This window comes from Nocardioides sp. dk884 (assembly GCF_009557055.1).
Taxonomy (GTDB): Bacteria; Actinomycetota; Actinomycetes; order Propionibacteriales; family Nocardioidaceae; genus Nocardioides.
The window spans coordinates 3,564,018-3,589,029 of sequence record NZ_CP045649.1 but is presented as its reverse complement, the minus strand read 5'-3'; the positions used below and the strand labels follow the sequence as shown (position 1 = coordinate 3,589,029).

Sequence of the window (25,012 nt, the reverse complement as noted above, 5' to 3'; positions counted from 1 at the left end):
CCAGCCACTGGGGTTCGGGGGAGGGGGTTCAGGGGGTCGTCGCTCGTGACCCGGCGCGCGGCCGGGCCACTCCCGTCACGGTACGACGGCGGTGTGACCTGGGTCATGGTCGAACGGCACTGTGAAGTGGGCAATCACGCACTTGCGGCGAAACCGGAACACCTGACCGGCGCCGGTGTTGTGCACGGGCATGGATCTCTTCACCCCCGTGACCCTCGGCGACCTCGAGCTGGCCAACCGTCTCGCGATGGCACCGCTGACCCGCATGCGCGCCGGGACGAGCGGCGTACCGAACGACCTGCTCGTCGAGCACTACGCCCAGCGCGCCGGCCTCGGGCTGATCGTCACCGAGGGGACCTACCCCCGCCACGAGTCCCAGGGGTTCGTCGGCCAGCCGGGCATCGTGAACGACGAGCAGCAGGCCGGCTGGGCGCGGGTCGCCGACGCCGTGCACGCGCGCGGCGGGCGGATCGTCCTGCAGGTGATGCACGCCGGCCGGGTGACCCACCCCGACGTCAACGGCGGGCGCCGCGTCGAGGCGCCGAGCGCGATCGCCATCCAGGGCGAGGGCCACACCGAGAAGGGCAAGCAGGCCTTCCCGGTGCCGCACGCCCTCACCACCGAGGAGGCCCAGGAGATCAAGGCCGACTTCGTCGCGGCCGCCCGGCGCGCCATCGCCGCCGGACTCGACGGGGTGGAGGTGCACGGCGCCAACGGCTACCTCCTCCACGAGTTCCTCTCGCCGGCGTCCAACCAGCGCACCGACCAGTACGGCGGGTCGCCCGAGGCCCGCGCGCGGTTCGTCGTCGAGGTGGTGACGGCGGTCGCCGAGGCCGTCGGGCCCGGCCGGGTCGGCCTGCGGATCTCCCCGGAGCACAACGTCCAGGACGCCCTCGAGACCGACCGCGACGACGTCCTCGCGACGTACGGCGCGCTGCTCGACCAGCTGCGTCCGCTAGGCCTGGCCTACCTCTCGGTGCTGCACGCCGAGCCGGCCGGCGACCTCGCCCAGGAGCTGCGCCGCCGCTTCGCCGGTCCGTTCATGGCCAACAGCGGCTTCGGCCAGGTGACCACGCGCGAGGAGGCGGTCCGGCTGATCGAGGCGGCACACGCCGACGTCGTGGCGGTCGGACGTGCCGCGATCGCCAACCCCGACCTGGCCGAGCGCTGGCGCGGCGAGCACCCCGAGAACGCCCCGGACCCGGCGACCTTCTACAGCCCCGGGGCGGTCGGCTACACCGACTACCCGTTCCTCACCGCCTGAGCTGAGCTGAGCGGGACCAGCCGCGGCTGACGGCGCGCGCGCCCGAGCCCGGCTGGTCGCCGGCGTACCGCACTCTGGGCACGACGGTGCACGGATCCTCATCCCGGCGGCGTCGCGTGCCTACGGTCCACGGCATGCCTCTCACCGGACGACTGCGCAACCTCGGCTACGACGCGTTCCTGCGCGTCGACACCGGCGGGATCGTGGAGACCGACATCGCCGACGGCTGCCACGCGGCCACCTGTGACTACACGACCGTCGCCACGGCGCTCCAGAGGCTCGAGCCCGGCCCCGACGACGTGCTGGTCGACATCGGATGCGGCAAGGGGCGGGTCGTCTGCGTCGCGGCACGGATGCAGGTGGGGCGCGTGATCGGGCTCGACCTGGGCCCGGCGGTCGTGCGGATCGCCTCCGACAACCTCCAGCGCCTCCGCGGCGCCCGCTCGCCGGCCGAGGTGGTCCTCGCCGACGCGGTGACCTACGACTACCGCGACGTCACCTGCGCCTACCTGTTCAACCCCTTCGAGCACTTCGTGCTCGACCGGGTGCTGATGAAGATCCGCGACGACCGGGCGGGCCGGCCGTTCCGGTGCCTGTTCCTCAACCTCAGCGACGTGCAGCGCGAGACCTTCACCCGCCACGACTGGCTCACGCTCACCGACGAGGGCGTCCTCACGGGCCATCGGTTCGCGCAGTACCGCTCGCGGCTCGCCTGAGCGGTCCCGCTCCACCCGCCGGCGGCCCGAACCAACGGGTCAGTGCTGTTCGCAGCTCTCCCGCGGCCGTGTCCGCGGGCTCGTCGCTGCCCGCGGCCCACGCCACGTGGGCGTCCGGGCGGACCAGCAGGGCGTCGACCGAGCGGTCCGCGACGTACGACGCGCGGACGTCGACCCGGTGCTCCCACCCGCGGGCGATCCCGCGCAGCTCGGGGCGGTCGGCGAGCAGGAGCAGGACGGGGCGGGCGCCGATCCGCACGGCGCCACCGGCGCCACCGGCGGCTCCCGGAGCCGCGTGGGGCGCGAGCGCAGGCACGAAGGCGCCGACCAAGGGGTGCCGCTCCTGGCCGGGCACCGGATAGCGGACGTCGGTGCCGGCCATCAGCGACCCGAGCCGGTGCAGTGGCTGCTCGTCGGCCAGCAGCTCGCCCACGAGTGCGCGCAGCGCCTGGGCGGCCGGGTCGTGGCCGCGACGCAGCGCCACCTGCGCCTGGGTGTGGAGCATCGTCCGCTCCGCGGCGAGGCGACGTTCCTCGCCGTAGCTGTCCAGCAGCCCCGCCGGGGCCCAGCCGGCGACCTCGGCGCCCAGCTTCCAGCCCAGGTTCACGGCGTCGAGGAGGTCCACGTTGAGCGCCGCCCCCGGGGCCGGGAAGAGGTGGGCGGCGTCGCCGGCGAGCAGCACCCGCCCCTCGCGGTACCGCTCGGCCTGGCGGGCGTGGAAGGTGAAGCGGGTCAGCCGGATCGGCTCACCCATCGGCAGGTCGATGCCGAGCACCCGCCGCACGCTGGCGCGCACCTCCGCCACGGTCATCGCCTCGTCGTCGTCGTACGCGCCGGTGTCCGGCTCGCTGGTGAAGACGCCCAGCACGCCGGGCTGGGCGGACCCGGCGGCGAACTCTCCGCGCTCGGTGCGGGTGAACCCGAAGCCGATCCGGCCGACACCGGCCACCTCGAGGTCGCCGCCGTCCAGGAGGGTCACGGACTCGGGCATCGTCGTCGAGGCGAGCCGGTGCACCTCGGGGTAGGTCGTGCCGGGGAACTCGATGCCGACCAGCTCGCGCACCCGGCTGCGCGCCCCGTCGCACCCCACGACGTACGCCGCCCGCAGCCGGCGCCTTCCCGCCGGGCCGCGGACCTCGATGTCCACGCCGTCCTCGTCCTGGCTCAGGTCCACCACCTCGTGTCCGCGGCGGACCTCGGCGCCGAGCTCGCGGGCGAAGCCGTCGAGCACCTCCTCGAGCAGCGGCTGCGGCAGCGGGAGCGCCGCCATCGGCGGGTCCGGCAGCCGGCTGAGGTCCACGTGCATCCCGCCCCACGGGAAGTTCGGCGCCGGCCGGGGCGCCGTGCTGGCGGCCTCGAAGCGCGGCAGGTCACCCCGCAGCTCCAGCAGGTCCAGCACCTGGCCGCTGAGGCCGCCGGCCTTCGCGACCTCCCGGATCCGGGGGTGCCGCTCCAGCACCAGCACCTCCACGCCCGCCCGCCGCAGCTCCACCGCCAGCATCAGACCGGTCGGCCCCGCCCCGACCACGATCACGTCCGCGTCCATCGCCGATCCCTCCACCGATCCTGGCCGGTCACCCGTGACGCCGGAGACGACGCCACGGCCGGCGATTCTTCGACAGCACCAGGGTCTTGCCGCAAGCCCCCGGGAGCGCTATACGTTGAAGAGCGAGAGGCGAGGGGCCTCTCCTCTCGCATGTCCGGGGGCGGGCTGGACGTGCTTCGCGGCTTTGCCCACCTCGGTTTGTGTCCCAGGTCACCGGGTATTCCGCAAGCGTGAAGAGGTTCGTGCCGTACGTCCTGGCCGGGGTGCTGGCGATCGTGCTGGTCGTCGTCACCCAGACCGGCGGTGGGGCGCCGTCGGCCGCCGAGGAGCTGCTCGGCGACCAGCAGCTCAAGGTCATGGCGCCGGCCGACCCCGGCGGCGGCTGGGACGGGACCGCGCGCCAGATGCAGAGCGCGCTGCAGGACCTGACCGGGCGCAGCGAGGTCTACAACGTCGGCGGGGCGGGCGGCACCATCGGGCTCAGCCAGATGGCGCAGCGCGACGGCCAGGTCAACCAACTGATGGTGATGGGCCTGGTGATGGTCGGGGCGATCGCGGCCAACCAGCCCGAGGTGGACCTCACCGACGTCACCCCGATCGCGGCGCTCACCACCGAGCCGCTGGCCATCGTGGTCCCCGAGGACTCCGAGATCGAGGACGTCGAGGGCCTGGTGGCGGCGATGGAGCGCAACATCGGTGCGGTCTCCTGGGCCGGTGGGTCCGCCGGCGGGGCCGAGCAGATCCTGGCCGGCCTGGTCGCCCAGGCGGCCGGCCTGGACGCCAGCCAGGTCAACTACATCGCCCACTCCGGCGGCGGCGAGGCGGTCTCCACCCTGCTCAGCGGCAGCGCCACGGTCGGGCTCTCCGGCGTCTCCGAGCTGCTGCCGCAGATCGAGGCCGGTGCGTTGCGCGCGATCGCGGTCTCCGGCAGCGAGCCGAGCGCCTCGCTGCCCGACGTACCCACGCTCCTCGACGCCGGTCTCGACGTCGAGCTCACCAACTGGCGCGGCGTCGTGGCGCCCGCCGGTCTCACCGACGAGCAGCGCGAGGGACTGGAGGAGCTGATGGCGCAGATGGTCGAGACCGAGGCCTGGCAGGAGGCCCTCGAGCGGGAGGGCTGGACCGACGCCTTCGTGGCGGGCGAGGAGTTCCGCAGCTTCGTCCGCGAGGAGACCATCCGGGTCGAGAAGGTCGTCGCCGAGCTCGGCATCGGGAGCGTCTCGTGAGCGCGCCCCGCCCCCGGGACGAGGGCCTCAACGTCCGCGGCGACCTGCTGGGTCCCGACGAGGCCGAGCAGCTCGGCGTCGAGGACGACCGGCGCACCGCCCTGGCCACGATGGTGCTCGGCGCACTGCTCGTCGTGCTCGCGGTGGTCGTGCTGGTGCAGGCCTCCCGCCTCGACAACGGCGACGACCTGGTCGGCGCCGCCACCGCGCCCTGGGTCGTCGGCGCGCTGACGTTCGTGGTGGGCGTGCTGCTGGTCGTGCGCGGGCGGCGCGACATGGGGGTCTGGGAGGTCTCCGAGCACACCCGTCCGCAGGACTGGAGACGCATGCTCGTCCTGCTGGCCGTGCTGCTGGTCTTCGCCGTCATCGTCCCGTGGCTGGGGTACGTCGTGTCCGCCACGTTGCTGTTCGGCGCGACCGCGGTCGTGCTCGGCGCTCCCGACCGGGTGCGCGCCTTCGTCTACGGCTTCAGCGTCGCCGCACTGGTCTTCCTGCTCTTCGACACCGCCATCGGCATCTCCCTCCCGGCCGGGCCCTGGGGGTTCTGAGATGGACGCCCTGGGCCTGCTGCTGGACGGGTTCGGCGACGCGCTCACCCCGACCAACCTGCTGCTCGCCCTGATCGGGGTGACCCTCGGAACAGCCGTCGGCGTGCTGCCCGGCATCGGGCCCGCCCTCACCGTGGCGCTGCTGCTGCCGATCACCTTCAAGCTGGAGCCCACCGGTGCGCTGATCCTCTTCGCCGGCGTCTACTACGGCGGGATGTACGGCGGGTCGACGACCGCGATCCTGCTGAACACGCCGGGGGAGTCCGCCTCGATGGTGGCGGCGCTGGAGGGCAACAAGATGGCGCGCTCCGGGCGCGCCGCCTCCGCGCTGGCGACCGCCGCGATCGGCTCGTTCGTCGCCGGCACGATCGCGACGGTCCTGCTCACCTTCCTGGCCCAGCCGTTCGCCGACATCGCTGTCGACTTCACCCCGGCCGACTACGTCGCGCTGATGGCGATCGCCTTCGTCACCGTGGCGACCCTGCTGGGCGCCAGCCCGCTCAAGGGCATCGCCTCGCTGCTGATCGGGCTGACGATCGGGCTGATCGGCATCGAGTCGCAGAGCGGACAGGCCCGGCTGACCTTCGGCGTGGACACCCTGCTCGACGGCATCGACGTCGTGATCGTGGTGGTCGCCCTGTTCGCGATCGGCGAGGTGTTCGCCCACGCGCTCAAGGGCGGCGGCGGCGGCACGGTGACGCCGCTGCGCGGGCGGGCGGTCATGAGCCGGGAGGACTGGCGGCGCTCCTGGCCGGCCTGGTTGCGCGGCACGGCGTTCGGCTTCCCGATCGGGGCGCTGCCGGCAGGGGGTGCGGAGATCCCGACGTTCCTCTCCTACGCCACCGAACGGCGCCTCTCCAAGCACCCCGAGGAGTTCGGGCACGGCGCCATCGAGGGCGTGGCCGGTCCCGAGGCGGCCAACAACGCCGCCGCGGCCGGCGTGCTCGTCCCGCTGCTGACCATCGGCCTGCCGACCTCCGCGACCGCCGCGGTGATCCTCACCGCGTTCCAGTCCTACGGCCTGCAGCCGGGGCCGCAGCTGTTCAGCGAGTCCGGCCCGCTGGTCTATGCGCTCCTTGCCTCGCTCTACGTCGGCAACGTGATGCTGCTCGTGCTCAACCTGCCGCTCGCCCGGGTCTGGGCCCGGCTCCTGCAGATCCCCGCCTACGGCATCTACGCAGCGATCATGGTCTTCGCCACCCTCGGCACCTTCGCCTCCGGCGGCGGCCTCGCCGAGCTGCTCGTGCTCTACGTCATCGGCCTGCTCGGGGTGCTGATGGCGATGGCCGGCGTCCCGGTCGCGCCGGCGATCGTGGGACTGATCCTCGGCCCGCTCTTCGAGACCCAGCTGCGCCGGGCCCTGCTGATCTCCGAGGGCGACCTGTCGGTGCTGGTCGAGACCCCCCTCAGCATCGTGCTGTGGGCCATCGCGGTCCTGGCGCTCGTCGGCCCGCTGGCGCTTGCCCGGGTACGCCGGCTGCGCGCGGCCCGCGCCGCCCGTGAGTAGGGCCTCGAGGAGGGCCGGGAGCAGGGCCGGGTGCCGCGCTGACCGCGCGGCCGGTGCGGTGGCGTCGGCGCTCTGGCGTAGCGTCTCTCGTGCCGGCACGGGCGCCGGCAGGAGGCACCTAGGGTCGAGGGGGAGGGGCGGCGGATGCACGAGCAGCGCGACGGGTTCGACCAGGAGGTCGACGCCGCGTGGCGCCGGTTCCGCCGGGGCCTGGCTGACGAGCTGGCGGCCCTCGAGGTGCGCCAGGCCGTGCACGTCGGCCTCAGCGAGGCCCAGGCCGGCGCCGAGGAGGACCCGGCGTACGTCGTGTTCGTGCGCGACGGCGCCGACCGGCTGCGCCTCGAGGCCGGCGGTGGCGACCCCGACCCGCAGCAGATGCTCGACCTCGGCTGGGGAGCGCCGCGCCTGCAGGCGACGGGCGAGTCCGTGCACGAGCTCGAGGCCCCCGTGCGCGAGGTGGACCGGCTCGCGACGCTGAGCGTCACCACGCTGCGCGAGGTCCACGGCGCCCTGCACCCGGCGCTCCTCGAGGTCGACGGCCTGGGCGCCTGGATCACGGAGAGCGGGGAGAGCCGGGAGAGCGTCCAGCCCGCAGACTCCGAGGCCGCCCACCAGCCGATCGCCGATGAGCCGCTCGCCACCGTCCCGCTCGACGATGAGCACCTGCGCGGCCTGGTCCAGGACGCACTGCGCCCGATGACCGCCGAGCTGGTGCACACCGACGACGGTGACCTGGTGGTCCCGGTCTCCGACGACCACGCGGTGGTGGTGCGGGTGCTGCACGACGAGCCCGCCCTCGACCTGTTGATGGAGGTCGTCTGCGACGTGGTCGACCACGACCGGGCCGCCCTCGAGCTGGAGCTGCTCAACCGTGACGCCACGTTCGGGCGCTACCTGCTCTGGGACGGCTCGGTGATGATCACCCACCGGGTCCTGGCCATGCCGTTCGCGCCGGTGGCCCTGCGCGGCACCGTCGCGGTGCTCGTCGAGGAGGTCGAGCGGGTCGCCGGCGACCTGCATGCCCGCCTCGGCGGGCGGTTGCCGCTCGAGCGTGAGGTGGCCGCGCCCCGGCGTACCCCTGTCGCACTGCACCCGGCGGTGGCGACGGTGGCCGAGCTGCTCCGCGACGACCCGGGGATCCCGGTGCAGACCGTCGCGCACATCTTCGACCACGACCGGCACGAGCTCGTGCGCCAGCTCGTCGCGCTGCGGCGCGGCGAGCACGCGCTGCCCGACGACGAGCTCGAGGCCGTCCTGGGCCACCTGCGCCGGGCGCTGCGGCTCGTCGCCGACCGGGAGGCCGGGGTGCCGGTGGCCGACCCGGGGTCGCCGGCCGGGCCTGCCCCCACATCGCTCGCCTCGCGCGCCCCGGGGGCCGGCGAGGGAGCGGCGGCGGGGCCGGACGCGGGTGCCGCCTCGGGCACGGGCGGGGAGTCTGAGACTTCCCTCAAGAAACCCTCAAGAAGCGGGGTTTCAGTTCGGATCGGTCCTGAAACGACGTAGAGTTCTACTCGACCCCGCTGGTGACCCGAGACGCCAGCGGGGTCGCTCCATTTCTCCCCCGGACTGTGCCGCATCTCTGCCGCCGGGCGCCGTCCCACGTGACGTGGCGGGCGCCACAGGGCGGGCTGGTCAAAACTGGGAGCCGCACCTCGGCACCGAGTCGCGTTGCCGTGCGTTGGTACCTTGAGGATCATCACTGGCCGCGTCGCGGCACCGCCTGCAAGGAGCACATGACGCATGGACGTCCCCATCTGGGTCTGGGGCATCACGATGGCATCCATCGTGGCGCTCCTCGCCTTCGACTTCTTCTTCCACGTTCGTCAGGCACACGTGCCGACGCTCAAGGAAGCCTCGATCTGGTCGGCGATCTACGTCGGCCTCGCCCTCGTCTTCGGGCTGCTCGTGCTCGTCTTCGGCGGCACGACCATGGGCGGGGAGTACTTCGCCGGCTACATCACCGAGAAGGCCCTGTCGGTCGACAACCTGTTCGTCTTCCTGGTCATCATGGGCAGCTTCCGGGTGCCCCGTGAGGACCAGCAGAAGGTGCTGCTCTTCGGCATCGTCTTCGCCCTCATCGCGCGCTCGGCGTTCATCTTCCTCGGCGCCGCGCTGATCAACCAGTTCGCCTGGATCTTCTACCTCTTCGGCCTGATCCTGCTGCTGACCGCCGGCAACATGCTCAAGCACGACGAGGGCGGTGACGAGGGCGCCGACAACTTCATCATCCGTCTGGCCCGGCGCTTCCTGCACACCAGCGACCACTACGACGGCGACAAGCTGTTCACGATGGAGAACGGCAAGAAGGTCATGACGCCGATGCTCCTGGTCATGGTGGCCATCGGCGGCACCGACATCCTGTTCGCCCTGGACTCGATCCCGGCGATCTTCGGTCTCACCCAGAGCGCGTTCATCGTGTTCACGGCCACCGCGTTCAGCCTGATGGGCCTGCGCCAGCTCTTCTTCCTCATCGACGGGCTGCTGGACCGCCTCATCTACCTGTCCTACGGTCTCGCCGCGATCCTGGGCTTCATCGGCGTCAAGCTGATCCTGCACGCCCTGCACGAGAACAACGTGCCGTTCATCAACGACGGCGAGCACGTGAAGGTCTTCGAGATCACGACCGGGCTCTCGCTCACGGTGATCATCGGCGTCCTGGTCGTGACGGTGGTGGCCTCGCTGGTCAGCAAGAAGGGCAAGGCGATCACCGCGATCAACAACGCGCGGCGCCACGCCGAGGCCTACCTCGACGCGGAGTACACCCAGGACCCCGCCGAGCGGGAGCGCATCTACCGCGCGCTGCTGCGCGAGCGGGCGCAGATCGTCGCCCTCGGCGACAAGTACCGCCAGCTCGTCCGCGAGGAGAGGCCGGACGCGCTCACGCTGCTCACCCAGGCGCGTGAGAGCCACGACAGCGCCGTCGCGGCGGGGCGCGAGAACGCCCAGAGCCTCGACGACCACGTCTGAGCGGGTCACCCCGCCTGACCTCGGACGGGGCCGCACTCCTCCCACGGAGTGCGGCCCCGTCGCCATTTCGCAGGTCCCGCCGCGCCCGGACGGCGCGGCCCGTAGCCTGGGTCAGCCATGCAGTGCCATCACTTCGACGCCGGACGCTGCCGCTCGTGCACGTGGATCGAGCGGCCCTACGCGACCCAGCTGGCCGACAAGGAGCGCCACTGCCGCGAGCTGCTCGCCACCGGCCCGGAGCCGGTCTGGCCGGAGCCGCTCTGGCTGGAGCCGGTGCGCAGCGCGGAGGCGGGGTTCCGCAACAAGGCCAAGATGGTCGTCGCCGGCGAGGTCGCCGCGCCGACGCTCGGCATCCTCGACCCCGTGGGCGGTGGCGTCGACCTGCGCGACTGCGGCCTGCACGCGCCGCTGATCCAGGCCGCCCTGCCGGTGCTCGCCGACTTCGTCACCCGCGCCGCGCTGGCGCCGTACGACGTGCGGGCTCGCCGCGGCGAGCTCAAGCACCTGCTCGTCACCGCCTCCCCGGACGGTGAGCTGATGGTGCGCTTCGTGCTGCGCTCCACCGAGTCGCTGGCGCGGATCCGCAAGCACCTGCCCGGGCTGCTGGAGCGGCTGCCCGCCCTCGCGACGGCGTCGATCAACCTCCAACCGCACCACAAGGCGGTGCTGGAGGGCGCCGAGGAGATCGCGCTCACCGAGCGCGAGACGCTCCCGATGGCGGTGAACGGACTGGTCCTGCACCTGCGCCCGCAGAGCTTCTTCCAGACCAACACCGACGTCGCGGCGGCGCTCTACCGCCAGGGCCGCGAGTGGGTCGAGGAGGCGGCTCCTCGGACGGTGTGGGACCTCTACTGCGGGGTCGGCGGCTTCGCGCTGCACGTCGCCGCGCCAGGACGTGAGGTCGTGGGCGTCGAGACCAGCGCCGAGGCCGTGGCCAGCGCGACCCTCACCGCGACGGAGTCCGGGCTGGACGGCGTGCGCTTCCTGGCCGACGACGCCACGGCGTACGCGCTGGCGGCGCCGACGGCCCCCGACCTGGTCGTCGTCAACCCGCCGCGGCGGGGGATCGGGCCCGAGCTCGCGGGCTGGCTGGAGACCTCGGGGGTCGACCATGTCGTGTACTCCAGCTGCAACGCGGTGAGCCTGGCGCGCGACCTCGCCGCGATGCCGTCGCTGCGCCCGGTGCGGGCCCGGGTGCTCGACATGTTCCCGCAGACCGCGCACTACGAGGTCATCGTCCTGCTCGAGCGGCACTAGCTGCGGGCGAGCCGTCCCGGTCGCGCCGAACAAATCGGGATGCGCGGGGGAGGGTGGGGTCGATAACCTCCGTGCCCGGAGGTCGATCGACATGCCACAGCCCCGCGCCGTACGCCGACGCGCCTGGCGCGCCCTGTCGGAGGAGGAGAAGGTGCGCCGGCTCGCCGAGCTCCGGGCCCGCCACCAGGCACAGATCGAGACCGAGGCCCGGCGGCTGCCGCGGCGCTGAGCGCCCAGGTGACGGCGGCTCAGTCGTCCCCTGGCTCGGCCAGAATCGCGGCGAGCGCCGCGCGGTGGCGCGCATAGGCCTTGCGCCCGGTGCCGGTGATCTTGAACGTCGTCGTCGCGCCGCGGCCGCGCCCGGACTTGAAGATGTCGACGTAGCCGGCCTTCTCCAGCGTCGCCATCTGCTTGGACAGGTCGGAGTCGCTGATGTCGAGGTGGTCGCGCAGGAACGTGAAGGTCACGGTGCTCGCGGAGGCGAGCACGGCCATCGCCGCGAGTCGCTTCGGCGCGTGGATGACCGGGTCGAGGTCCTCGATCACGCGAGCCGCTGCCGGGTACGACGTGCCGAGGATGCGAACGCGCGCTCGTAGACGACGAGGCCGACGACGGTCGCCACGAACGCGACGGGGGCGGCCAGGGCCGGCCCGACCAGCCACCAGGACAGCGCGATCGAGCCGACGATGCTCACGACCACGACGGCGTAGCAGGCGAACGCGCTGCGGAACTCCCGCGGGGCGTGTCGCAGGTTGGGGACCGCGCCGTGGTGGTGGGAGTACCAGCCGAGGAAGAGGCCGGTGAGCGCGGCGAGGCCGATCATGCCGAGGACCAGCCACCACCCGTGGTCCTCCCAGAGCGTCAGCAGCAGCGTGTAGGCGGTGGCCCAGGCACCCATCGCGGGCGGGTACCACGCCGGCGTCGGCGGGTAGTCGATGTACGGCGCGGCCTCGGCGCGCTCCGCGGCCCGGTGCGCCTCTCGGAGGGCCTCTCTGTCGATACTTTCCATGGTGGAAACCATAGGGAGCACTTTCCATTCTGGCAAGTGTTCTGCGGGGGTGCCTGCGGGCGGCGTACGGCGAGGACGTAACGTCTGTGCCGTGGCTGATGCCGACTACTGCGACCTGTGTGACCTTCCGTTCAGCACCTGCGTGCACGGCATGCCGAAGCCGGTGCCGCTGCCCGACCCGCCGCCGAAGGTGAGCACGCCCCGCGTGCGGACCACGCGGGTCCCCGGCACGCGCGAGGCGCCGCCGCGGGTCGTCCCCCGCAAGTGGACCCAGCCCCACGAGCTGGTGCCGCACGTGATCGCGGTCCTCGACGAGGCCGGCGGCGAGCTCGACGGCGAGGACATGTTCGAGGCCCTCGAGAAGCAGCTGGCCGACGTCCTCAAGCCCGGCGACCGCGAGAAGAACCCGCAAGGTGAGCTGCGCTGGCGCGCGGCCGCACGCAAGGCCCGCAAGGAGCTCATCGACACCGGAGTCCTGGTGGCCGCCGGGCCCGGGGTCTGGAAGCTGGCCTGAACAAGCTGGCCTGAACAGCTGGCCTGACGCAGACCGCGCGGCCGGCCTCCCGCGGTGCTCGTGGGGTGACCGACCGCGCGGCAGTGCGGTGCCGTCTCAGCGGCGGTGGTGGTGCTTGGTGCCCTTCGCCTTGCTCCACACCAGCTCGGAGAGCGCGCCGGGGCCGAAGATCGGGCTGGTGACGAAGACCCGTCCGTCGGGCCCGACGTCCACGCCCGCGGTCAGCGTCAGCTGGTCACGCACCAGCTCCTTGACCTGGGTGCCGCCGGAGCGGGGGTGGGTGAGGATGAACAGTCCGCCGACCTCCGAGCCCTCGACGCCGAGCTCCCAGGCCAGCCAGCTGGCCTTCGACAACGTCGAGACGTAGATGCTGCCGCGCCGGTCGACCGCGAGGTCGTTGATCGAGGTGAGCCCGTCGGCCTCGACGGTGCAGTCGCCGGTGTCGGGGTTCATCGGGTCGCACAGCGCCTCGGTGGCCCCGGGCTCCACGCGCCAGACCTGCGAGGTGCCGGGGGTGGCGGGGAAGCCGCGCAGCTCGCCGATGTAGACCGCCCCGTCGGGTCCGACGGCGACCGAGGTGGTCACCGCCTCGCTCGGGATCGGCGTACCGGCCGGCGGCAGCGGGTTGCCCTCGGGGTCGGTGGGCGGCAGTCCGTCCGGCACCTCGATGGTGCGGGGCATCACCCGGGCGAGCGTCGAGATCTCGCCCTCCTCGGTGACCCGCAGCACGTCGTTGCCGGCGGCGTCGGCCACCAGCACGCCCCCGTCGGGGTGGGCTGCGAGTCCGAAGGGGTTGGACTCCTCGGGGACTCCCTCCACGTTGGAGGGGTCGGGGTCCTCGGCCTGGTAGGCGGCGATGTCGGCGAGGAGGGCGGGGGCGTCGTCGCCGGGGCTCCAGGTGTAGAGACTCGCGGCTCCGGTGCCGGGCTCACCGGCGCCGCTGAGCAGATAGACGGTGCCGTCGGTGCCGGCGGCGACGGCCGGCGCGACGCCCACGGCGCCAGGCACGGTCCCGAGCTCGGTGACCCGCGCCCGTCTGCGACCCTTCTCCACGACGAGGCTGAAGGAGCCGTCACCCTCGGTGACCAGGGTGCGTCCCCGGCCGAGGGCCGCGACGCCGCGGGGGCTGTCGAGCGCGGTGATGGTGCGCAGGTACGGCGCGTGCTTGTGCCCGTGCTGGCCGTGCCCGTGCCCGTGATGGCCGTGCCCGTGCTGGCCGTGCCCGGGCCCCGCGGTGGCGGGCCCGGCGATCAGGACGGTGGAGGCGAGAGCGGTGGCCGAGAAGGCGGTCACGAGCGTGCGTGTGGTGCGGGATCGATGCTGGTGCATGGGGGTGTCCTCTGGTATCGGGGGTCCTCGGTGACCCTCCTCCACGAAACCCATGGCCAGGCGCAGCGTCATCGCCAACATTGAGCGTTGTCCCCGGACGCGGCGACGCGGCCCGCCCCTGAGGGGACGGGCCGCGTCGGAGCTGCTCTGCTCAGGTCGCGCCGGTCAGCGCTCGATGACCACGTGCTCGTTCGGGACGCAGTGGGTCATCGTGATGCCCTCGACGTCGCGGGGGCCGTTCTTGCCGAGGTTGGCCGCGCGGGCCTGCTCCTCCTCGTTCAGCGTCTGGGTGGGCAGGGGAGCCAGGCCGCGCACGTCGTCGGCGGTGATGCCGAGACCATCGCCGACGCGCTGGCCGAGCTCGTCATCGCACATGAAGAAGTGCCAGACCATCCGCTCCTGGACCTCGCGGGTGGCCTCGGAGATGTTCGCGACCAGGTTGGCCACCAGGTCGTCCTTCTCCCACTGCTCCATCAGCTGGTAGCGCTGGCCGGCCTGCATGTAGTCGTTCGTGCGCGGCAGGCGGGCGCGGGTGAGCCGGCCGCTGATCTCGTGGCCGCTCTCGACGGGTCCGGGCTTCTCCGCCTCCTGCAGGCCGCCCATGGTCGACGGCTCGTAGTTGACGTGCGGGTTCTGCCCGGGCGCCAGGTCCACGTGGTAGCTCATCTCGCCGCCGCGCTGGTTGGTGTGCACGGTGGCGTTCTTGGGCGAGTTCACCGGCAGCTGCAGGTAGTTCGGGCCGACCCGGTAGCGCTGGGTGTCGCTGTAGGAGAAGGTGCGACCGACCAGCATCTTGTCGTCGGAGAAGTCCAGGCCGTCGACCAGCACGCCGGTGCCGAACGCGATCTGCTCGTTCTGGTTGTGGTGGTCGCTGACGTTGGAGGTCAGCGTCATCGTCCCGACGTGCCGCGGCTCGAAGAGCTCCTCGGGCCAGACCTTGGTGTCGTCCAGCGGGTCGAAGTCGAGCTCGGAGTGCTCGTGGTCCTCCATCAGCTGCACGTAGAGGTCCCACTGCGGGTAGTCGCCGCGCTCGATGGCCTCGTAGAGGTCCTTCGAGGCGTGGCCGAGGTCCTGGGCCTGGATGTTCGCGGCGTCCGCCTCGGTCAGGGACTTCACGCCCTGCTTGGGGTACCAGTGGTACTTCACCAGGTGGGTCTCGCCCTCGGCGTTGACCCACTTGTAGGTGTTCACGCCGAAGCCCTGCATGTGGCGGTAGTCCGCGGGGATGCCGCGCGGGCTGAACAGGTTGACGAGCATGTGCATCGACTCCGGGGTCTGCGACATGAAGTCGAAGATCCGGGCCGGCTCCTGGCGGAACGTGACCGGGTCCGGCTTGAGGGAGTGGATCACGTCGGGGAACTTGATGGCGTCGCGGATGAAGAAGACGCCGAGGTTGTTGCCGACGAGGTCCCAGTTGCCGTCCTCGGTGTAGAACTTCACCGCGAAGCCGCGCGGGTCGCGCGCCGCCTCGGAGGAGTCCCGGCCACCGATCACGGTGGAGAGCCGGATCGCGACGTCGGTGCGCTTGCCGGGCTGGAAGACCTTGGCGCGCGTGTAGCGCTCGATGGGCTCCTCGCCCCAGCGCCCGGTGGCCTCGAAGTGCCCGAAGGCCACCGCGCCGCGCGCGTGGACCACGCGCTCGGGGATCCGCTCACGGTCGAAGTGGGAGACCTTCTCCAAGAAGTGGTAGTTCTCCAGCGTCGCCGGCCCACGGGGCCCGACGGTGCGCTCGTTCTGGTTGTCGTAGACGGGGTGGCCCTGACGGGTGGTGAGCCTGCGGTCGTCGCTCATGGCGTCGTCCTTCCATTGCTGGCGGTGCGTGCAGAAGATGTGATGTCCGAATCGGTGTGCACGGAGGCGGGGGCGCACGTTGCGCACCAGCCCCAGAACACGACCTCGGCCTCGTCGAGGACGAAGCCATGGGGGTCATCGGGCGTCAGGCACGGGGCCGAACCGGTCACGCAGTTTACGTCGGCCAGGACCCCGCACCCGCGACAGGTGATGTGGTGGTGGTTGTCGCCGACCCGGCTCTCATAGCGCGAGCCGGACCCGGGGAGATCCAGTCGTCGTGCGGCGCCGATGCCGACCAGCGCCTCGAGGCAGTCGTACACGCCCTGGGTGGAGACCTTGCCGATCCGTGCCCGGACCCGCTCCGTCACCTCGGCGACCAACAGGTGCTCATGGGTACGTCGGGCCTCGTCGAGCACGTCCAGGACGGTCACCCGGGGACGGGTGACACGGAGTCCTGCGGTGCGCAGACGCTCTTCGGAACGGGTCACGCCTCCGGGTACCCGTCTGGAATCAATCCAATCACCGCCCCCGCGGGTCTTTCGCGGGGCTGTGTCAGAGGTCTCGCAGGTCGTAGAGACGTCGCCCGGTCGGAACGACGTCGATCCCGCGGTCGGCACCCATCCGGCGCACCGACGCCATCAGTGCGCGGGAGCGGCGCGCCAGCTCCGCCTCGTCCCCGCCGCTGCCGTGGAAGGCGTGCCGGTCGTGGATCGCGGCGGGGACGAAAAGCTCCTCGACGAGCGCCGCGACGTCGTCGCCGCGGGCGGTGAGCGTGCTCCGCACGATGTTCTGCACGTAGCCGAACGTGGCCTGGGTGCGGATCGCGACACCGGTGTGGTCGACCTGCCAGATGTGCAGCCACTCCTCATACGACAGCCCCTCGGGGCGGCGCAGCAGCGCGACCTGCGCGAGCGCGTCGACCCGGCTGCCGTCCCAGACCTCCGGCGGGTCGAGCCGCCGCCGCTCCTCGACGCGCCAGCCGTCGACCCGCTCGACGCCGTCCACGGCCGCCAGGCATCCGGTGATCCGGTCCGCTTGCGGGTCGTCGCCCCAGGCGCTGACGACCGCGCTGACGTGGGCGCCTGCCGAGGCGATCCGCATCGCCCCGGCGACCCCCTCGTCGTCGAGGTTGAGCTGGAGCCGCTCCACCCCGGCGCCGTGCAGGCCGGCGTGCAGCCCCGGGTCGCGCAGGGCCGAGGACAGGTCGCGACCCCACACGGCGTACATCAGCTTGGTCATGGCGGCGAACCTAGCGCCTCCACAGCCGGCACCCGGGCGGTTCGCCCGTCGGTGCGGTCGGGAAGGGTGGGGGAGCCGCGTCCTCTCGGACGATGTCGGACCCAGGAGTCGCCGTGCCCGATCCCTTCGACCTCCCGCAGCGCCTGTGCGTCGCTCCCGCCCTCGAGACCGGTGAGCGGGTGCTGCACTCCGGATTCGCCACGGCGAGCGTCCGGCGGGTCTGGCCGGGGCAGCCCGGCGCGCGCTCGCCGTGGACGGTCTGTGCGGAGGGGTGCTGCCTGCTGCTGAGCGAGCGCGTCGGGCCGGAGCGGACGGCGCTCTGGCTGCGGTTCCTGCTGCGCGAGCTGGTGGCGCCGCGCTCGTACGACGCCCGGCAGCGGGCAGAGGCGGCGGGCCTGGGGCACCACCGGGTGGACGGCCGGGTGCTGGTCGCCGGCGGCCTGCACGGGCCGCGGCTGCTGCGCGTCGCCGACAGCCGGGTGCGTGAGCTCGCCCTCGACGACGAGCTCTTCGCGGTCGAGGAGGCGCGCCGCCCCTCGGGAGCCGCGGAGGTCGTCGACCTGCACCGGCCGGCGGTGGAGGAGCCCGACTGACGCCGGCTCAGTCGCGGAGCACGCCCGCGGCCCGGGCCGGGGCGGCGTAGGCCTCGGCGAGCGAGGCGACGGTCTCGTGGGCGTTGAGGCCGCTGGGGTTCGGCACCACCCAGAGCCCGGCGCCCGCGAGCGGCTCCGGCTGGCGGCCGAGCGTGGCCTTGGGCAGCCCGAACGCCGTGCGGTACGCCGTGATGCCGGCGATCGCGACGACGGCGGGCCGGTGCCGGCGGATCGTCTCCACCAGGCGCTCGCCGCCCTCGCGCAGCTCCTCGCGGCTGAGCTCGGAGGCCTTGGCGGTGGCCCGGGGCACGACGTTGGTGATCCCGATGCCGCGTGCCCGGAGGCGCTCGCGGTCCTCCTCGCTCATGCCGTTCGCCGGGTCGATGGGGTGCTCGATGATGCCGGCGCGCAGCAGCGCGGGGTAGAAGCGGTTGACCGGGTGGGCGAAGTGGGTGCGGGTGGCGGCGGTCCACAGCCCCGGGTTGATGCCGACGCACAGCAGGCGCAGCTGCCCCGGCTCCGGCAGCAGGTCGGGCACCTCGGCGTCGCGGAAGGCCTCCAGCTCGGCGCGGGTGAAGCGGGTCCGGGAAGGGCGGGCGGATCGGTCGCTCACGGGCCGAAGCGTGCCACGGCCGCAGGGCCCCAGGCCCGCGAGGGTCCGCGGGATCAGCCGCAGGACACCTGTCCGAGGCGGGCGAGGCCCTCGCGGTCGCCGGGGCCGAAGTCGTCCTGGCCCAGGCTGTCCTCATACATCAGCTCGTCGCGGTCGCCCACGTGCCCGAGCCCGAGCACGTGGCCCAGCTCGTGCATGAGGATGGCGCGCATCGTGTCCTCCCCGCCGGGGCGGCGGTCCAGGTCGTCGTACAGGTCGACGTCGAGGGTGACCGAGCCGGTGACGTAGCGGCGGTGCTTGTCCTGCTCGATGTAGGTGCTGCCACCGAGGCCGGCGACCTCGCCGGCGAGCTGCGGCACCTCGTCGGGGCCGGCCCAGCCGATCAGGACGGGTGCCGCGCGTCCGAGGCCGTTGATGCGTCCGGTGAAGTCGCGGTCCTCGGTGGTGCCCTCGTCCTCGAAGGCGAAGCCGCTCAGGGTGCTGACGCGTTCGACCGACTCCTCCACGAGGCGCTCCCAGTCGTCGGGGGCGCCGGCGGGGTTGACGACGTAGCGGATCGGGCGGCAGGGGTTCCAGGCCACCGGCTCCTCGCTGCCCGGCTGGGTCGCTGCGAAGGCATACTCGCCGTCGCTCTTGATGCCGACGGCGTCGGCCAGACGGCCGTCGAACCCGACGAGCTCGCGCAGACGCTGGCCGGAGCCGGAGGGGTCCAGCAGGAAGACCCCCAGCATGATCACCGAGACGATCACCAGCCCGGGCAGCAGCGGACCACGTTCCTTGCGCGCCGCCCGCTCGGCCTTGCGCTCCCGGGAGCGGTGGCGACGCTGGTGGACCGGCAGCGGGACGGGGGTGTGGGTCGGGGGCTGGTCGCCGAGGGACCGGATCGCCTCGTCGACGCCGCGGTCCTCGCGGGCGAGCGACTCGAGTTCGCGGTCGAGCTCACGTGCCCACCGCCGCTGCTCGCGACGCTCCCTGAATCCCACCCCGCCCATGATGCCGGGTGGGTGTCCACAGGTGCTCAGAATGGGGGGTTCTCCCGCGGCGATGCGCCGGTAGGTTGCCCGTGGGCGCCCTGCTCCGGGTGCCGCCGGCTCTCGGAGGGCTGAGATGAGACGTGTGTGTCTGGTGGTCGCGGCCGCCGTGCTGATCGCGAGTGCCGCGGCTTGTGGGGACGATCCGGATCCGAAGGTCGACTCGCCGCCGACGCCGACCCCCACGATCAGCACCAGCCCGGCCAGCGGTCCGGTTGCCCCCACGCTGCCGCCCGAGGCGGAGGGGGACGATGCCGCGGCAGCGGAGGCGTTCGTCGAGTACTTCTGGGCGATGGTGAAGTACGCCGAGACGACAGGGGAGGTCGAAGCGCTCGAAGCGCTCGTGTCGCCCCAATGCCAAGGGTGCGCTGGAGGGATCGAGTTCCTTCGCCGGGTGTTCCAGAATGGTGGCGAGATTGGTGGCGGGGACGTAACGCTGTCGAACTTCAAGGTCAGGGAACTCGAGGGTGGGCCTGCAACCTTGTTTGAGGTTCGTGTCGATGTCATCAGCACTCGACAAGTCGTTTCGTACCCCGACGAAGCCGACAATCAGGTGTTCCCAGCGGGGACCGTCACGGATCGCTTCATGGTCCTGAACCACGACGGCCGTTGGTCGATGGATCGGTGGGAAGTGCTATGAACTTCCGCTTCTTAGACGGCGTCCTTGGGACGGTCCTGATCCTGATTGTGGCGAGTGGGCCGGCCATGGCAGATGACCCGGTCGATGTTGAGACGCACACGACAGGAATCAATGTTGCTGCGCAGACAAGTTCGGCATCGAGTAGCAGCCATGGCGGTGGTTCGGCTGCGACGCAGTCGAGTTCCGTGCCGGGCACATGGCATTCGGTCCCGACATGTGCGGCTGGCGGCCTAGGCACATGCGTCGAGGTGATGATGTGCCCGGACGGGTCGGTGATGCAGACCGTCTGGTTCGAGCACGCGGACGGCACGACGGACCAGCCATACTCCAGTTGCCCTCAAGAGGGCGGCGAGACCGAGGCGGTGGCCGCGCCGGTGGTGATCACTGCCGGGATGGCCGCGCAGGCGCTGCGGGAGGTGGATCTGCCGGCGTCGGTGCTGCAGGTGCAGCCTCCGGGTGGGCGGACGCTGGTGAATTTCGAGACCAACTTCTACACCGGGGCCGAGGACTTCGAGCGGACCGTGCGGTTGTTGGGGCAGCGGGTCGATCTGCGGATCCGGCCGGCGTCGTTCGAGTGGCGCTTCGGTGATGGGACCACGGCGCGCACGAGTGAGGCGGGGGCGCCGTACCCGGATCTGCAGGTCACTCACCGCTACCTGCGCAAGGGGGCGGTGGTTGCGGCGGTGGACACCACCTATGAGGCCGACTTCCGGGTCAATGGTGGCCCGTGGGCGGCGGTCGCTGGGTCGGTGACGATCCCGGGCGCCCCGGTCGGCCTTGCGATCGTGACGGCGACGCCAACCCTGACGGGCTATCGCTGAGCGCGGCTCCCCATGGCCTAGTCTCACCGCGTGACCGCGCCCGGCGAGCCCTGGAACACCTTCGCCGAGGGGGACAACCTCGAGGTGCTCGAGCAGCTGTGCCGCGAGGGCGCGGCGTACGACCTGGTCTACATCGACCCGCCGTACAACACCGGCAACGACTTCGCCTACCACGACCGGATCAAGGGCGATCGCACCACGAGCCGGCACCAGGCCTGGGCCGCGATGATGCGTCCCCGCCTCGAGCTCGCTCGTGAGCTGATGAGCGCGGGGTCGGCGATCTTCGTCAGCATCGACGACAACGAGGCGGCGCACCTGCGGATCCTGCTCGACGAGGTGTTCGGCGAGCGGCAGTTCCTGGCCCAGGTCGTGGTCAACCTCAACCCCAAGGGCCGCCAGCTCGGCAAGGGGTTCGCGACCAACCACGAGTACCTGCTCGTCTACGCCAAGGACGCGCGCACCTGCGTCCTCGACGCGAGCAGCCCCGACGCGGTCGACCCCGGCGACTTCCCGCTGGTCGCGCCGGACGGTCGCCACTACCGCCACCTGCCGCTGCGCAACACCAACAAGAAGTTCAACCCCGCGACCACACCCACGCTGCACTACCCGCTGTGGGGCGACCCGGAGAGCGGCCGGGTGCGCACCACGGAGTTCGAGGGCGCGAGCCGCATCGAGCCGGTCTTCGGCGACGCCCGCCCGGCTGTCTGGCGCTGGAGCCGGTCGCTGGTCGAGGAGCGTCCCGACGACCTGGTCTGCCGCCGGATCAAGGGTCGCCTGGGGGAGCGGGCCGACATCTTCCAGCGCGACTGGCTCCACGACGGGCGGCGCAAGAAGCTGCGCACGATCTGGCTCACCGAGGAGATCGGCAGCACCGACACGGCGGTCGCCGAGCTCAAGGCGGTGCTCGGCCACGTCTTCGAGTCGCCCAAGCCCACCGCCCTGCTGCGCCGGGTGCTGCAGACGATGCCGCCCGACGCGCGGGTGCTGGACTTCTTCGCCGGCAGCGGCACCACCGGGCACGCGGTCGCGTTGCAGAACGTCGCCGACGGCGGCACCCGCACCTGCCTGAGCATCAACTGCGCGGAGCCGACCCGGCCGGGGTCCAACGCTCAGCTCGCCGGCTACGCCACGGTCGCCGACATCACCCGCGCCCGGCTGCGCGCCGTGGCGGACACCGTCGGAGGCGGGCTCGCCGAACGGTGATCCTCAGGCGCCCACCGCGAGCTCGAGGGCATCGAGCTCGGCGTCGAGGTGGCCGAGCATCAGCTGCAGGCTGGGCACCGTGCGGCGGCACCCGGTGAGCCCGAAGCACATGGTGTCGGCGTACGACGTGCAGGTGATGTTGAGGGCCATGCCGTTGATCGGGATCGACAGCGGGTAGCTGCCGACCAGGCGCGCCCCGTTCCAGTAGTGGGTGGTCCGCGGTCCGGGGACGTTGCTGATGATGAGGTTGTACGGCGAGTGCACGAGGCCCTGCATCCGCAGCAGCGGCGGCAGGATCGCCGGCATCTGCCCGAGCGCGCTCATCGCCACGATCTGCAGCGGCGTCATCGAGGCCAGCGCCTCCTTCCCGGCACGCATCGAGCGGTGGATCGTCTCGAGCCGGTCCGCGGGGTCGGCGAGATCGGTGCCGAGGCGGCACATGACCGCACCCACGGCGTTCCCGCCCTCGACGGAGGCGAGCTGGGACTCGCGGGCCCGCAGCCCCACCGGGACCATCGCGACCAGGGGCGCCGACGGCAGGGCGTCGAGCTCGAGCAGGTAGCGGCGTACCGCCCCGGCGCACATCGCGAGCACCACGTCGTTGAGCGTGGCGTCGCCGGCCTTGCCGACCCGGCGCAGCCGATCGACCGGCCAGCCCTGGGCACCGATGCGTCGCGAGCCGGTGATCTGCTGGTTGAAGATCGTCCGCGGCGCCTGCAGGGAGATCGCCGAGGCCTCGCTGCGGGCCGCGCGCGACAGGGTCCGCAGCAGCGCGGCCGGCATCCCGGCGGCCTCGGAGGCGAGCGCCAGCGCCGAGCGCAGCGCCTGGATCGGCACCTCGGCGAGGGGCAGCGCCAGCGAGGACGGCGAGGCGTCGACGACGGCCGTCTCGACGTCGTGGTCGGCCTCGGCCGGAGGGTCCGGCTCCCCGGCGTCCCAGGGCGCGGGCATGCCCCTCCGGTCGGGGTCGGTGCTCAGCACGCTCTGCAGCAGGCGGGAGGCGGAGACGCCGTCGAGCAGCGCGTGGTGGATCTTGGTGTAGAGCGCGACCCGCCCGTCGGCCAGGCCCTCGATCACGTGCGCCTCCCACAGCGGCCGCTCGCGCGGCAGCCGGGTGCTGTGCAGGCGCCCGCACAGGTCGAGCAGGTCGCGGACCTCGCCGGGTGCGGGCAGCGCGCTGTGCCGCACGTGGTGGTCGATGTCGAACTGCTCGTCCGGGCGCCACACCAGCTGTCCACCCGTCGCGATCGAGCGGTGCGGATGGCGCAGGAAGAGTGGCCGCGTGTGGGCCGACTGCCGCATCCCGTCGTACATCTGCCGGGTGTAGTCGGGCCCGGCCTCTGTCGGGTTCTCGAAGAGCTGCAGCGACCCCACGTGCATGGGCTGGCTGCGGTTCTCGACCGTCAGGAACCCGACAGACGTCGGGTCGATGAGCGCGGCCACGCGGCCCCCCTTCGTCACCAACCCGCCGAGCGGCGGGAGACCCGCACTATGTCTCGGAGTGACCGGCGCCACAAGAGGTGGCCGTCTCGGAGGGTCCCGTGAACAGACCAGACGCTGGCCTCGACGGACCGCCCCACGTCCACAGCGCACGGCCGCGACCGGGTCGTCCCCATCCCTCCAGCGGTTCGCCGGGACCGTCCGTTCGCGGACCTAGCGTCTTGGACAGGCCGGAATCACCGGCATCACCGACCATCGGGAGTTCCCATGCACCAACGTCTCGCCCTCGCGATCGCCGTCCCTGCCGCCGCCGTGGTGGCCGTGATCGGCACCGTCGCGGTCAGCCCTGCCAACAGCGCGCCCTACGCACCGGCCGGCGACACGATCGTCGAGGTCACCGGCGACGCCGCCAACGGGTTCGAGATCCACCACTACGACGGCACCTCGCTCTTCCCGCCCACCGACTCCGAGGCACGCGCGGAGTGCAACGAGTACGACAAGCGCATCCAGCGGGTGCGTTGCCGGGTGGAGGTCCGCACCTGGTACCGCGACCTCGGCGACCTCAAGCAGGCGCTCGCCTACGCGCACGCCAGCGACTGAGGACCACCGGCCGTGCCGGGCGTGGGGCGGCGCTCTGGCACGATCGGGGCATGGAGGCGCGGCCGTTCGACGAGGTGCTGATCAAGAGTCGGACCTCGCTGCGGTTTCGCCGCAAACGGCTCTCCTCCAAACGGTGGCAGATCGGGCAAGCGGCCATCGCCGCGGGCATCGCGTGGTTCATCGCCGCGGACGTGTTCCATCACGAGCTGCCCTTCCTCGCCGCGACCTCGGCCATGTTGTGCCTCGGCACCTCCTACGGCCAGCGGCTGCGCCGGGTCGCGGAGGTGATGATCGGCGTGGCGATCGGCGTGTTCGTCGCCGATCTCTTCGTGCTGGAGTTCGGCACCGGTGGGTGGCAGATCGCGGTCATCGTCGCGATCTCGATGTCGGTGGCCTTCCTGCTCGACGGCGGTCAGCTCTTCGTCAACCAGGCGGCGATCCAGGGCATCATCGTGTGCGCGCTCGTGCCCGGCCCCGGGCAGGCGATCACTCGCTGGACCGATGCGCTGATCGGAGGGTCGGTCGCCCTGGTCGCGGCCACGGTGGTGCCTGCGGCCCCGCTGCGGCGCCCGCGTGAGCAGGCCGCCGCGGTGATGCGCAAGATCGCCACCCTGCTGCGCACCGCGGGCGAGGTGATGGTCGACGGCGAGGTCGAGCGGGCCTTCGCGCTGCTCGCGGACGCGCGCTCCACCGACCACCTGATCAGCGAGCTGCAGGCCGCCGCCGACGAGGGCATGTCGGTCGTGGCCTCCTCGCCGTTCCGGTTCCGCCACCGCAACCGGGTGCGGCGGATGGCCGACCTCGTCGATCCGCTCGACCGCGCGCTGCGCAGCACCCGCGTGCTGGTGCGTCAGGTCGCGGTGGCGGCGTACCGCCGCCAGCCGATCCCCTCGGCGTACTCCCGCATCGCCTTGGACCTCGCCGACGCGGCGACGAAGGTCGCCGAGGAGCTCCAGGCCGACCGCACCGCCTTCGCTGCCCGGCCGGCGCTGATCGCGGTCGGCAATGGCACCGGACAGGTCCCACGGACCGACGAGCTCGCGGCAGAGGTCGTGCTCGCCCAGCTGCGCTCGATCATCGTGGACCTGCTGCTGCTCTCCGGTCTCGACCAGACCGAGTCCACCGACGCGCTGCCCCCGCCGCCGCGCTGAGGACGCC

The 25,012-nt window shown here is 72.3% G+C and carries 26 protein-coding genes; 16 read left to right on the top strand and 10 right to left on the bottom strand.

Annotation, left to right across the window (positions count from 1 at the left end):
- Positions 1–190: 190 nt before the first annotated feature.
- On the top strand, positions 191–1,264 hold the full coding sequence (locus tag GFH29_RS17125) for an alkene reductase (RefSeq protein WP_153324984.1): 1,074 nt from the start codon (positions 191–193) through the stop codon (positions 1,262–1,264).
- Positions 1,265–1,398: 134 nt separating this feature from the next.
- Entirely contained in the window at positions 1,399–1,980 is a 582-nt protein-coding gene (locus tag GFH29_RS17120) for a class I SAM-dependent methyltransferase (RefSeq protein WP_153324983.1), read from the top strand.
- Here GFH29_RS17120 and GFH29_RS17115 read toward each other — a convergent pair.
- Positions 1,937–3,526, bottom strand: coding sequence for an FAD-dependent oxidoreductase (locus GFH29_RS17115; protein ID WP_153324982.1), 1,590 nt, complete (start codon positions 3,524–3,526; stop codon positions 1,937–1,939). The two genes, GFH29_RS17120 and GFH29_RS17115, sit on opposite strands and share 44 nt — an antisense overlap.
- 230 nt (positions 3,527–3,756) lie before the next feature.
- On the opposite strand from GFH29_RS17115, the gene GFH29_RS17110 reads away from it, so the two are divergent.
- The 7 genes from GFH29_RS17110 to GFH29_RS17080 all read left to right on the top strand — a co-directional run bounded on the left by GFH29_RS17110 (position 3,757) and on the right by GFH29_RS17080 (position 11,260).
- Positions 3,757–4,752, top strand: coding sequence for a Bug family tripartite tricarboxylate transporter substrate binding protein (locus GFH29_RS17110; protein WP_153324981.1), 996 nt, complete (start codon positions 3,757–3,759; stop codon positions 4,750–4,752).
- Positions 4,749–5,300, top strand: a complete 552-nt coding sequence (locus tag GFH29_RS17105) for a tripartite tricarboxylate transporter TctB family protein (RefSeq protein WP_153324980.1) — start codon at positions 4,749–4,751, stop codon at positions 5,298–5,300. Before GFH29_RS17110 ends, GFH29_RS17105 begins: the two co-directional genes overlap by 4 nt.
- A gap of 1 nt (position 5,301) precedes the next feature.
- Positions 5,302–6,807 carry a tripartite tricarboxylate transporter permease gene (locus tag GFH29_RS17100; RefSeq protein ID WP_153324979.1) on the top strand — a complete coding sequence of 502 codons (1,506 nt, stop codon included), beginning with the start codon at positions 5,302–5,304 and terminating at the stop codon, positions 6,805–6,807.
- 144 nt (positions 6,808–6,951) lie between these two features.
- Positions 6,952–8,310, top strand: a complete 1,359-nt coding sequence (locus GFH29_RS17095; RefSeq protein WP_153324978.1) for a T3SS (YopN, CesT) and YbjN peptide-binding chaperone 1 — start codon at positions 6,952–6,954, stop codon at positions 8,308–8,310.
- A 237-nt stretch (positions 8,311–8,547) separates the two neighbouring features.
- A complete protein-coding gene (locus tag GFH29_RS17090; RefSeq protein WP_153324977.1) occupies positions 8,548–9,774 on the top strand; it encodes a TerC family protein in 1,227 nt (408 codons plus the stop codon).
- 117 nt (positions 9,775–9,891) lie between these two features.
- Positions 9,892–11,031, top strand: a complete 1,140-nt coding sequence (gene rlmC, locus GFH29_RS17085) for a 23S rRNA (uracil(747)-C(5))-methyltransferase RlmC (protein ID WP_153324976.1) — start codon at positions 9,892–9,894, stop codon at positions 11,029–11,031.
- A gap of 91 nt (positions 11,032–11,122) precedes the next feature.
- Positions 11,123–11,260 (top strand): hypothetical protein, encoded by a 138-nt coding sequence (locus tag GFH29_RS17080; RefSeq protein ID WP_153324975.1) that lies wholly within the window; start codon positions 11,123–11,125, stop codon positions 11,258–11,260.
- A gap of 19 nt (positions 11,261–11,279) precedes the next feature.
- On the opposite strand, the gene GFH29_RS17075 is transcribed toward GFH29_RS17080, so the two are convergent.
- Both GFH29_RS17075 and GFH29_RS17070 read right to left on the bottom strand, forming a co-directional pair.
- Positions 11,280–11,576 carry a transcriptional regulator gene (locus tag GFH29_RS17075; protein WP_228387569.1) on the bottom strand — a complete coding sequence of 99 codons (297 nt, stop codon included), beginning with the start codon at positions 11,574–11,576 and terminating at the stop codon, positions 11,280–11,282.
- The gene (locus GFH29_RS17070; protein ID WP_153324974.1) at positions 11,573–12,040 is read right to left on the bottom strand and encodes a hypothetical protein; all 468 of its coding nucleotides are present in this window, start codon (positions 12,038–12,040) and stop codon (positions 11,573–11,575) included. Before GFH29_RS17070 ends, GFH29_RS17075 begins: the two co-directional genes overlap by 4 nt.
- A 91-nt stretch (positions 12,041–12,131) precedes the next feature.
- Between GFH29_RS17070 and GFH29_RS17065 the strand changes: the two genes are divergently transcribed.
- The gene (locus tag GFH29_RS17065) at positions 12,132–12,554 is read left to right on the top strand and encodes a hypothetical protein (protein ID WP_153324973.1); all 423 of its coding nucleotides are present in this window, start codon (positions 12,132–12,134) and stop codon (positions 12,552–12,554) included.
- Between the two features lie 96 nt (positions 12,555–12,650).
- Here the strand turns inward: GFH29_RS17065 and GFH29_RS17060 are convergent, their stop codons facing one another.
- The 4 genes from GFH29_RS17060 to GFH29_RS17045 form a co-directional block, all read right to left on the bottom strand.
- Positions 12,651–13,883: a ScyD/ScyE family protein gene (locus tag GFH29_RS17060; protein WP_194288981.1), complete on the bottom strand. Its 1,233-nt coding sequence runs from the start codon at positions 13,881–13,883 to the stop codon at positions 12,651–12,653.
- A gap of 165 nt (positions 13,884–14,048) precedes the next feature.
- A complete protein-coding gene (locus GFH29_RS17055; RefSeq protein ID WP_153324971.1) occupies positions 14,049–15,674 on the bottom strand; it encodes a catalase in 1,626 nt (541 codons plus the stop codon).
- A complete protein-coding gene (locus tag GFH29_RS17050) occupies positions 15,671–16,162 on the bottom strand; it encodes a Fur family transcriptional regulator (protein ID WP_153324970.1) in 492 nt (163 codons plus the stop codon). Before GFH29_RS17050 ends, GFH29_RS17055 begins: the two co-directional genes overlap by 4 nt.
- 64 nt (positions 16,163–16,226) lie before the next feature.
- The gene (locus tag GFH29_RS17045) at positions 16,227–16,913 is read right to left on the bottom strand and encodes a hypothetical protein (RefSeq protein ID WP_153324969.1); all 687 of its coding nucleotides are present in this window, start codon (positions 16,911–16,913) and stop codon (positions 16,227–16,229) included.
- A 113-nt stretch (positions 16,914–17,026) separates the two neighbouring features.
- Between GFH29_RS17045 and GFH29_RS17040 the strand changes: the two genes are divergently transcribed.
- Positions 17,027–17,506: a hypothetical protein gene (locus GFH29_RS17040; protein ID WP_153324968.1), complete on the top strand. Its 480-nt coding sequence runs from the start codon at positions 17,027–17,029 to the stop codon at positions 17,504–17,506.
- A 7-nt stretch (positions 17,507–17,513) separates the two neighbouring features.
- On the opposite strand, the gene GFH29_RS17035 is transcribed toward GFH29_RS17040, so the two are convergent.
- Entirely contained in the window at positions 17,514–18,119 is a 606-nt protein-coding gene (locus GFH29_RS17035) for a mismatch-specific DNA-glycosylase (RefSeq protein ID WP_153324967.1), read from the bottom strand.
- A gap of 53 nt (positions 18,120–18,172) precedes the next feature.
- A complete protein-coding gene (locus tag GFH29_RS20515) occupies positions 18,173–19,102 on the bottom strand; it encodes a matrixin family metalloprotease (protein ID WP_194288980.1) in 930 nt (309 codons plus the stop codon).
- A 142-nt stretch (positions 19,103–19,244) separates the two neighbouring features.
- Between GFH29_RS20515 and GFH29_RS20510 the strand changes: the two genes are divergently transcribed.
- The 3 genes from GFH29_RS20510 to GFH29_RS17020 all read left to right on the top strand — a co-directional run bounded on the left by GFH29_RS20510 (position 19,245) and on the right by GFH29_RS17020 (position 21,814).
- A complete protein-coding gene (locus GFH29_RS20510) occupies positions 19,245–19,790 on the top strand; it encodes a DUF6318 family protein (RefSeq protein WP_194288979.1) in 546 nt (181 codons plus the stop codon).
- A gap of 275 nt (positions 19,791–20,065) precedes the next feature.
- Entirely contained in the window at positions 20,066–20,611 is a 546-nt protein-coding gene (locus GFH29_RS17025) for a hypothetical protein (RefSeq protein WP_153324965.1), read from the top strand.
- Between the two features lie 30 nt (positions 20,612–20,641).
- Complete coding sequence (locus GFH29_RS17020) at positions 20,642–21,814, top strand: site-specific DNA-methyltransferase (RefSeq protein ID WP_153324964.1); 1,173 nt, start codon at positions 20,642–20,644, stop codon at positions 21,812–21,814.
- A 3-nt stretch (positions 21,815–21,817) separates the two neighbouring features.
- Here the strand turns inward: GFH29_RS17020 and GFH29_RS17015 are convergent, their stop codons facing one another.
- Positions 21,818–23,257, bottom strand: coding sequence for a WS/DGAT/MGAT family O-acyltransferase (locus GFH29_RS17015; protein WP_153324963.1), 1,440 nt, complete (start codon positions 23,255–23,257; stop codon positions 21,818–21,820).
- 264 nt (positions 23,258–23,521) lie between these two features.
- Here GFH29_RS17015 and GFH29_RS17010 point away from each other — a divergent pair, with 264 nt between their 5' ends.
- Both GFH29_RS17010 and GFH29_RS17005 read left to right on the top strand, forming a co-directional pair.
- Positions 23,522–23,854 (top strand): hypothetical protein, encoded by a 333-nt coding sequence (locus GFH29_RS17010; RefSeq protein WP_228387568.1) that lies wholly within the window; start codon positions 23,522–23,524, stop codon positions 23,852–23,854.
- Positions 23,855–23,904: 50 nt separating this feature from the next.
- A complete protein-coding gene (locus tag GFH29_RS17005) occupies positions 23,905–25,005 on the top strand; it encodes an FUSC family protein (protein ID WP_153324962.1) in 1,101 nt (366 codons plus the stop codon).
- Positions 25,006–25,012: the final 7 nt, after the last annotated feature.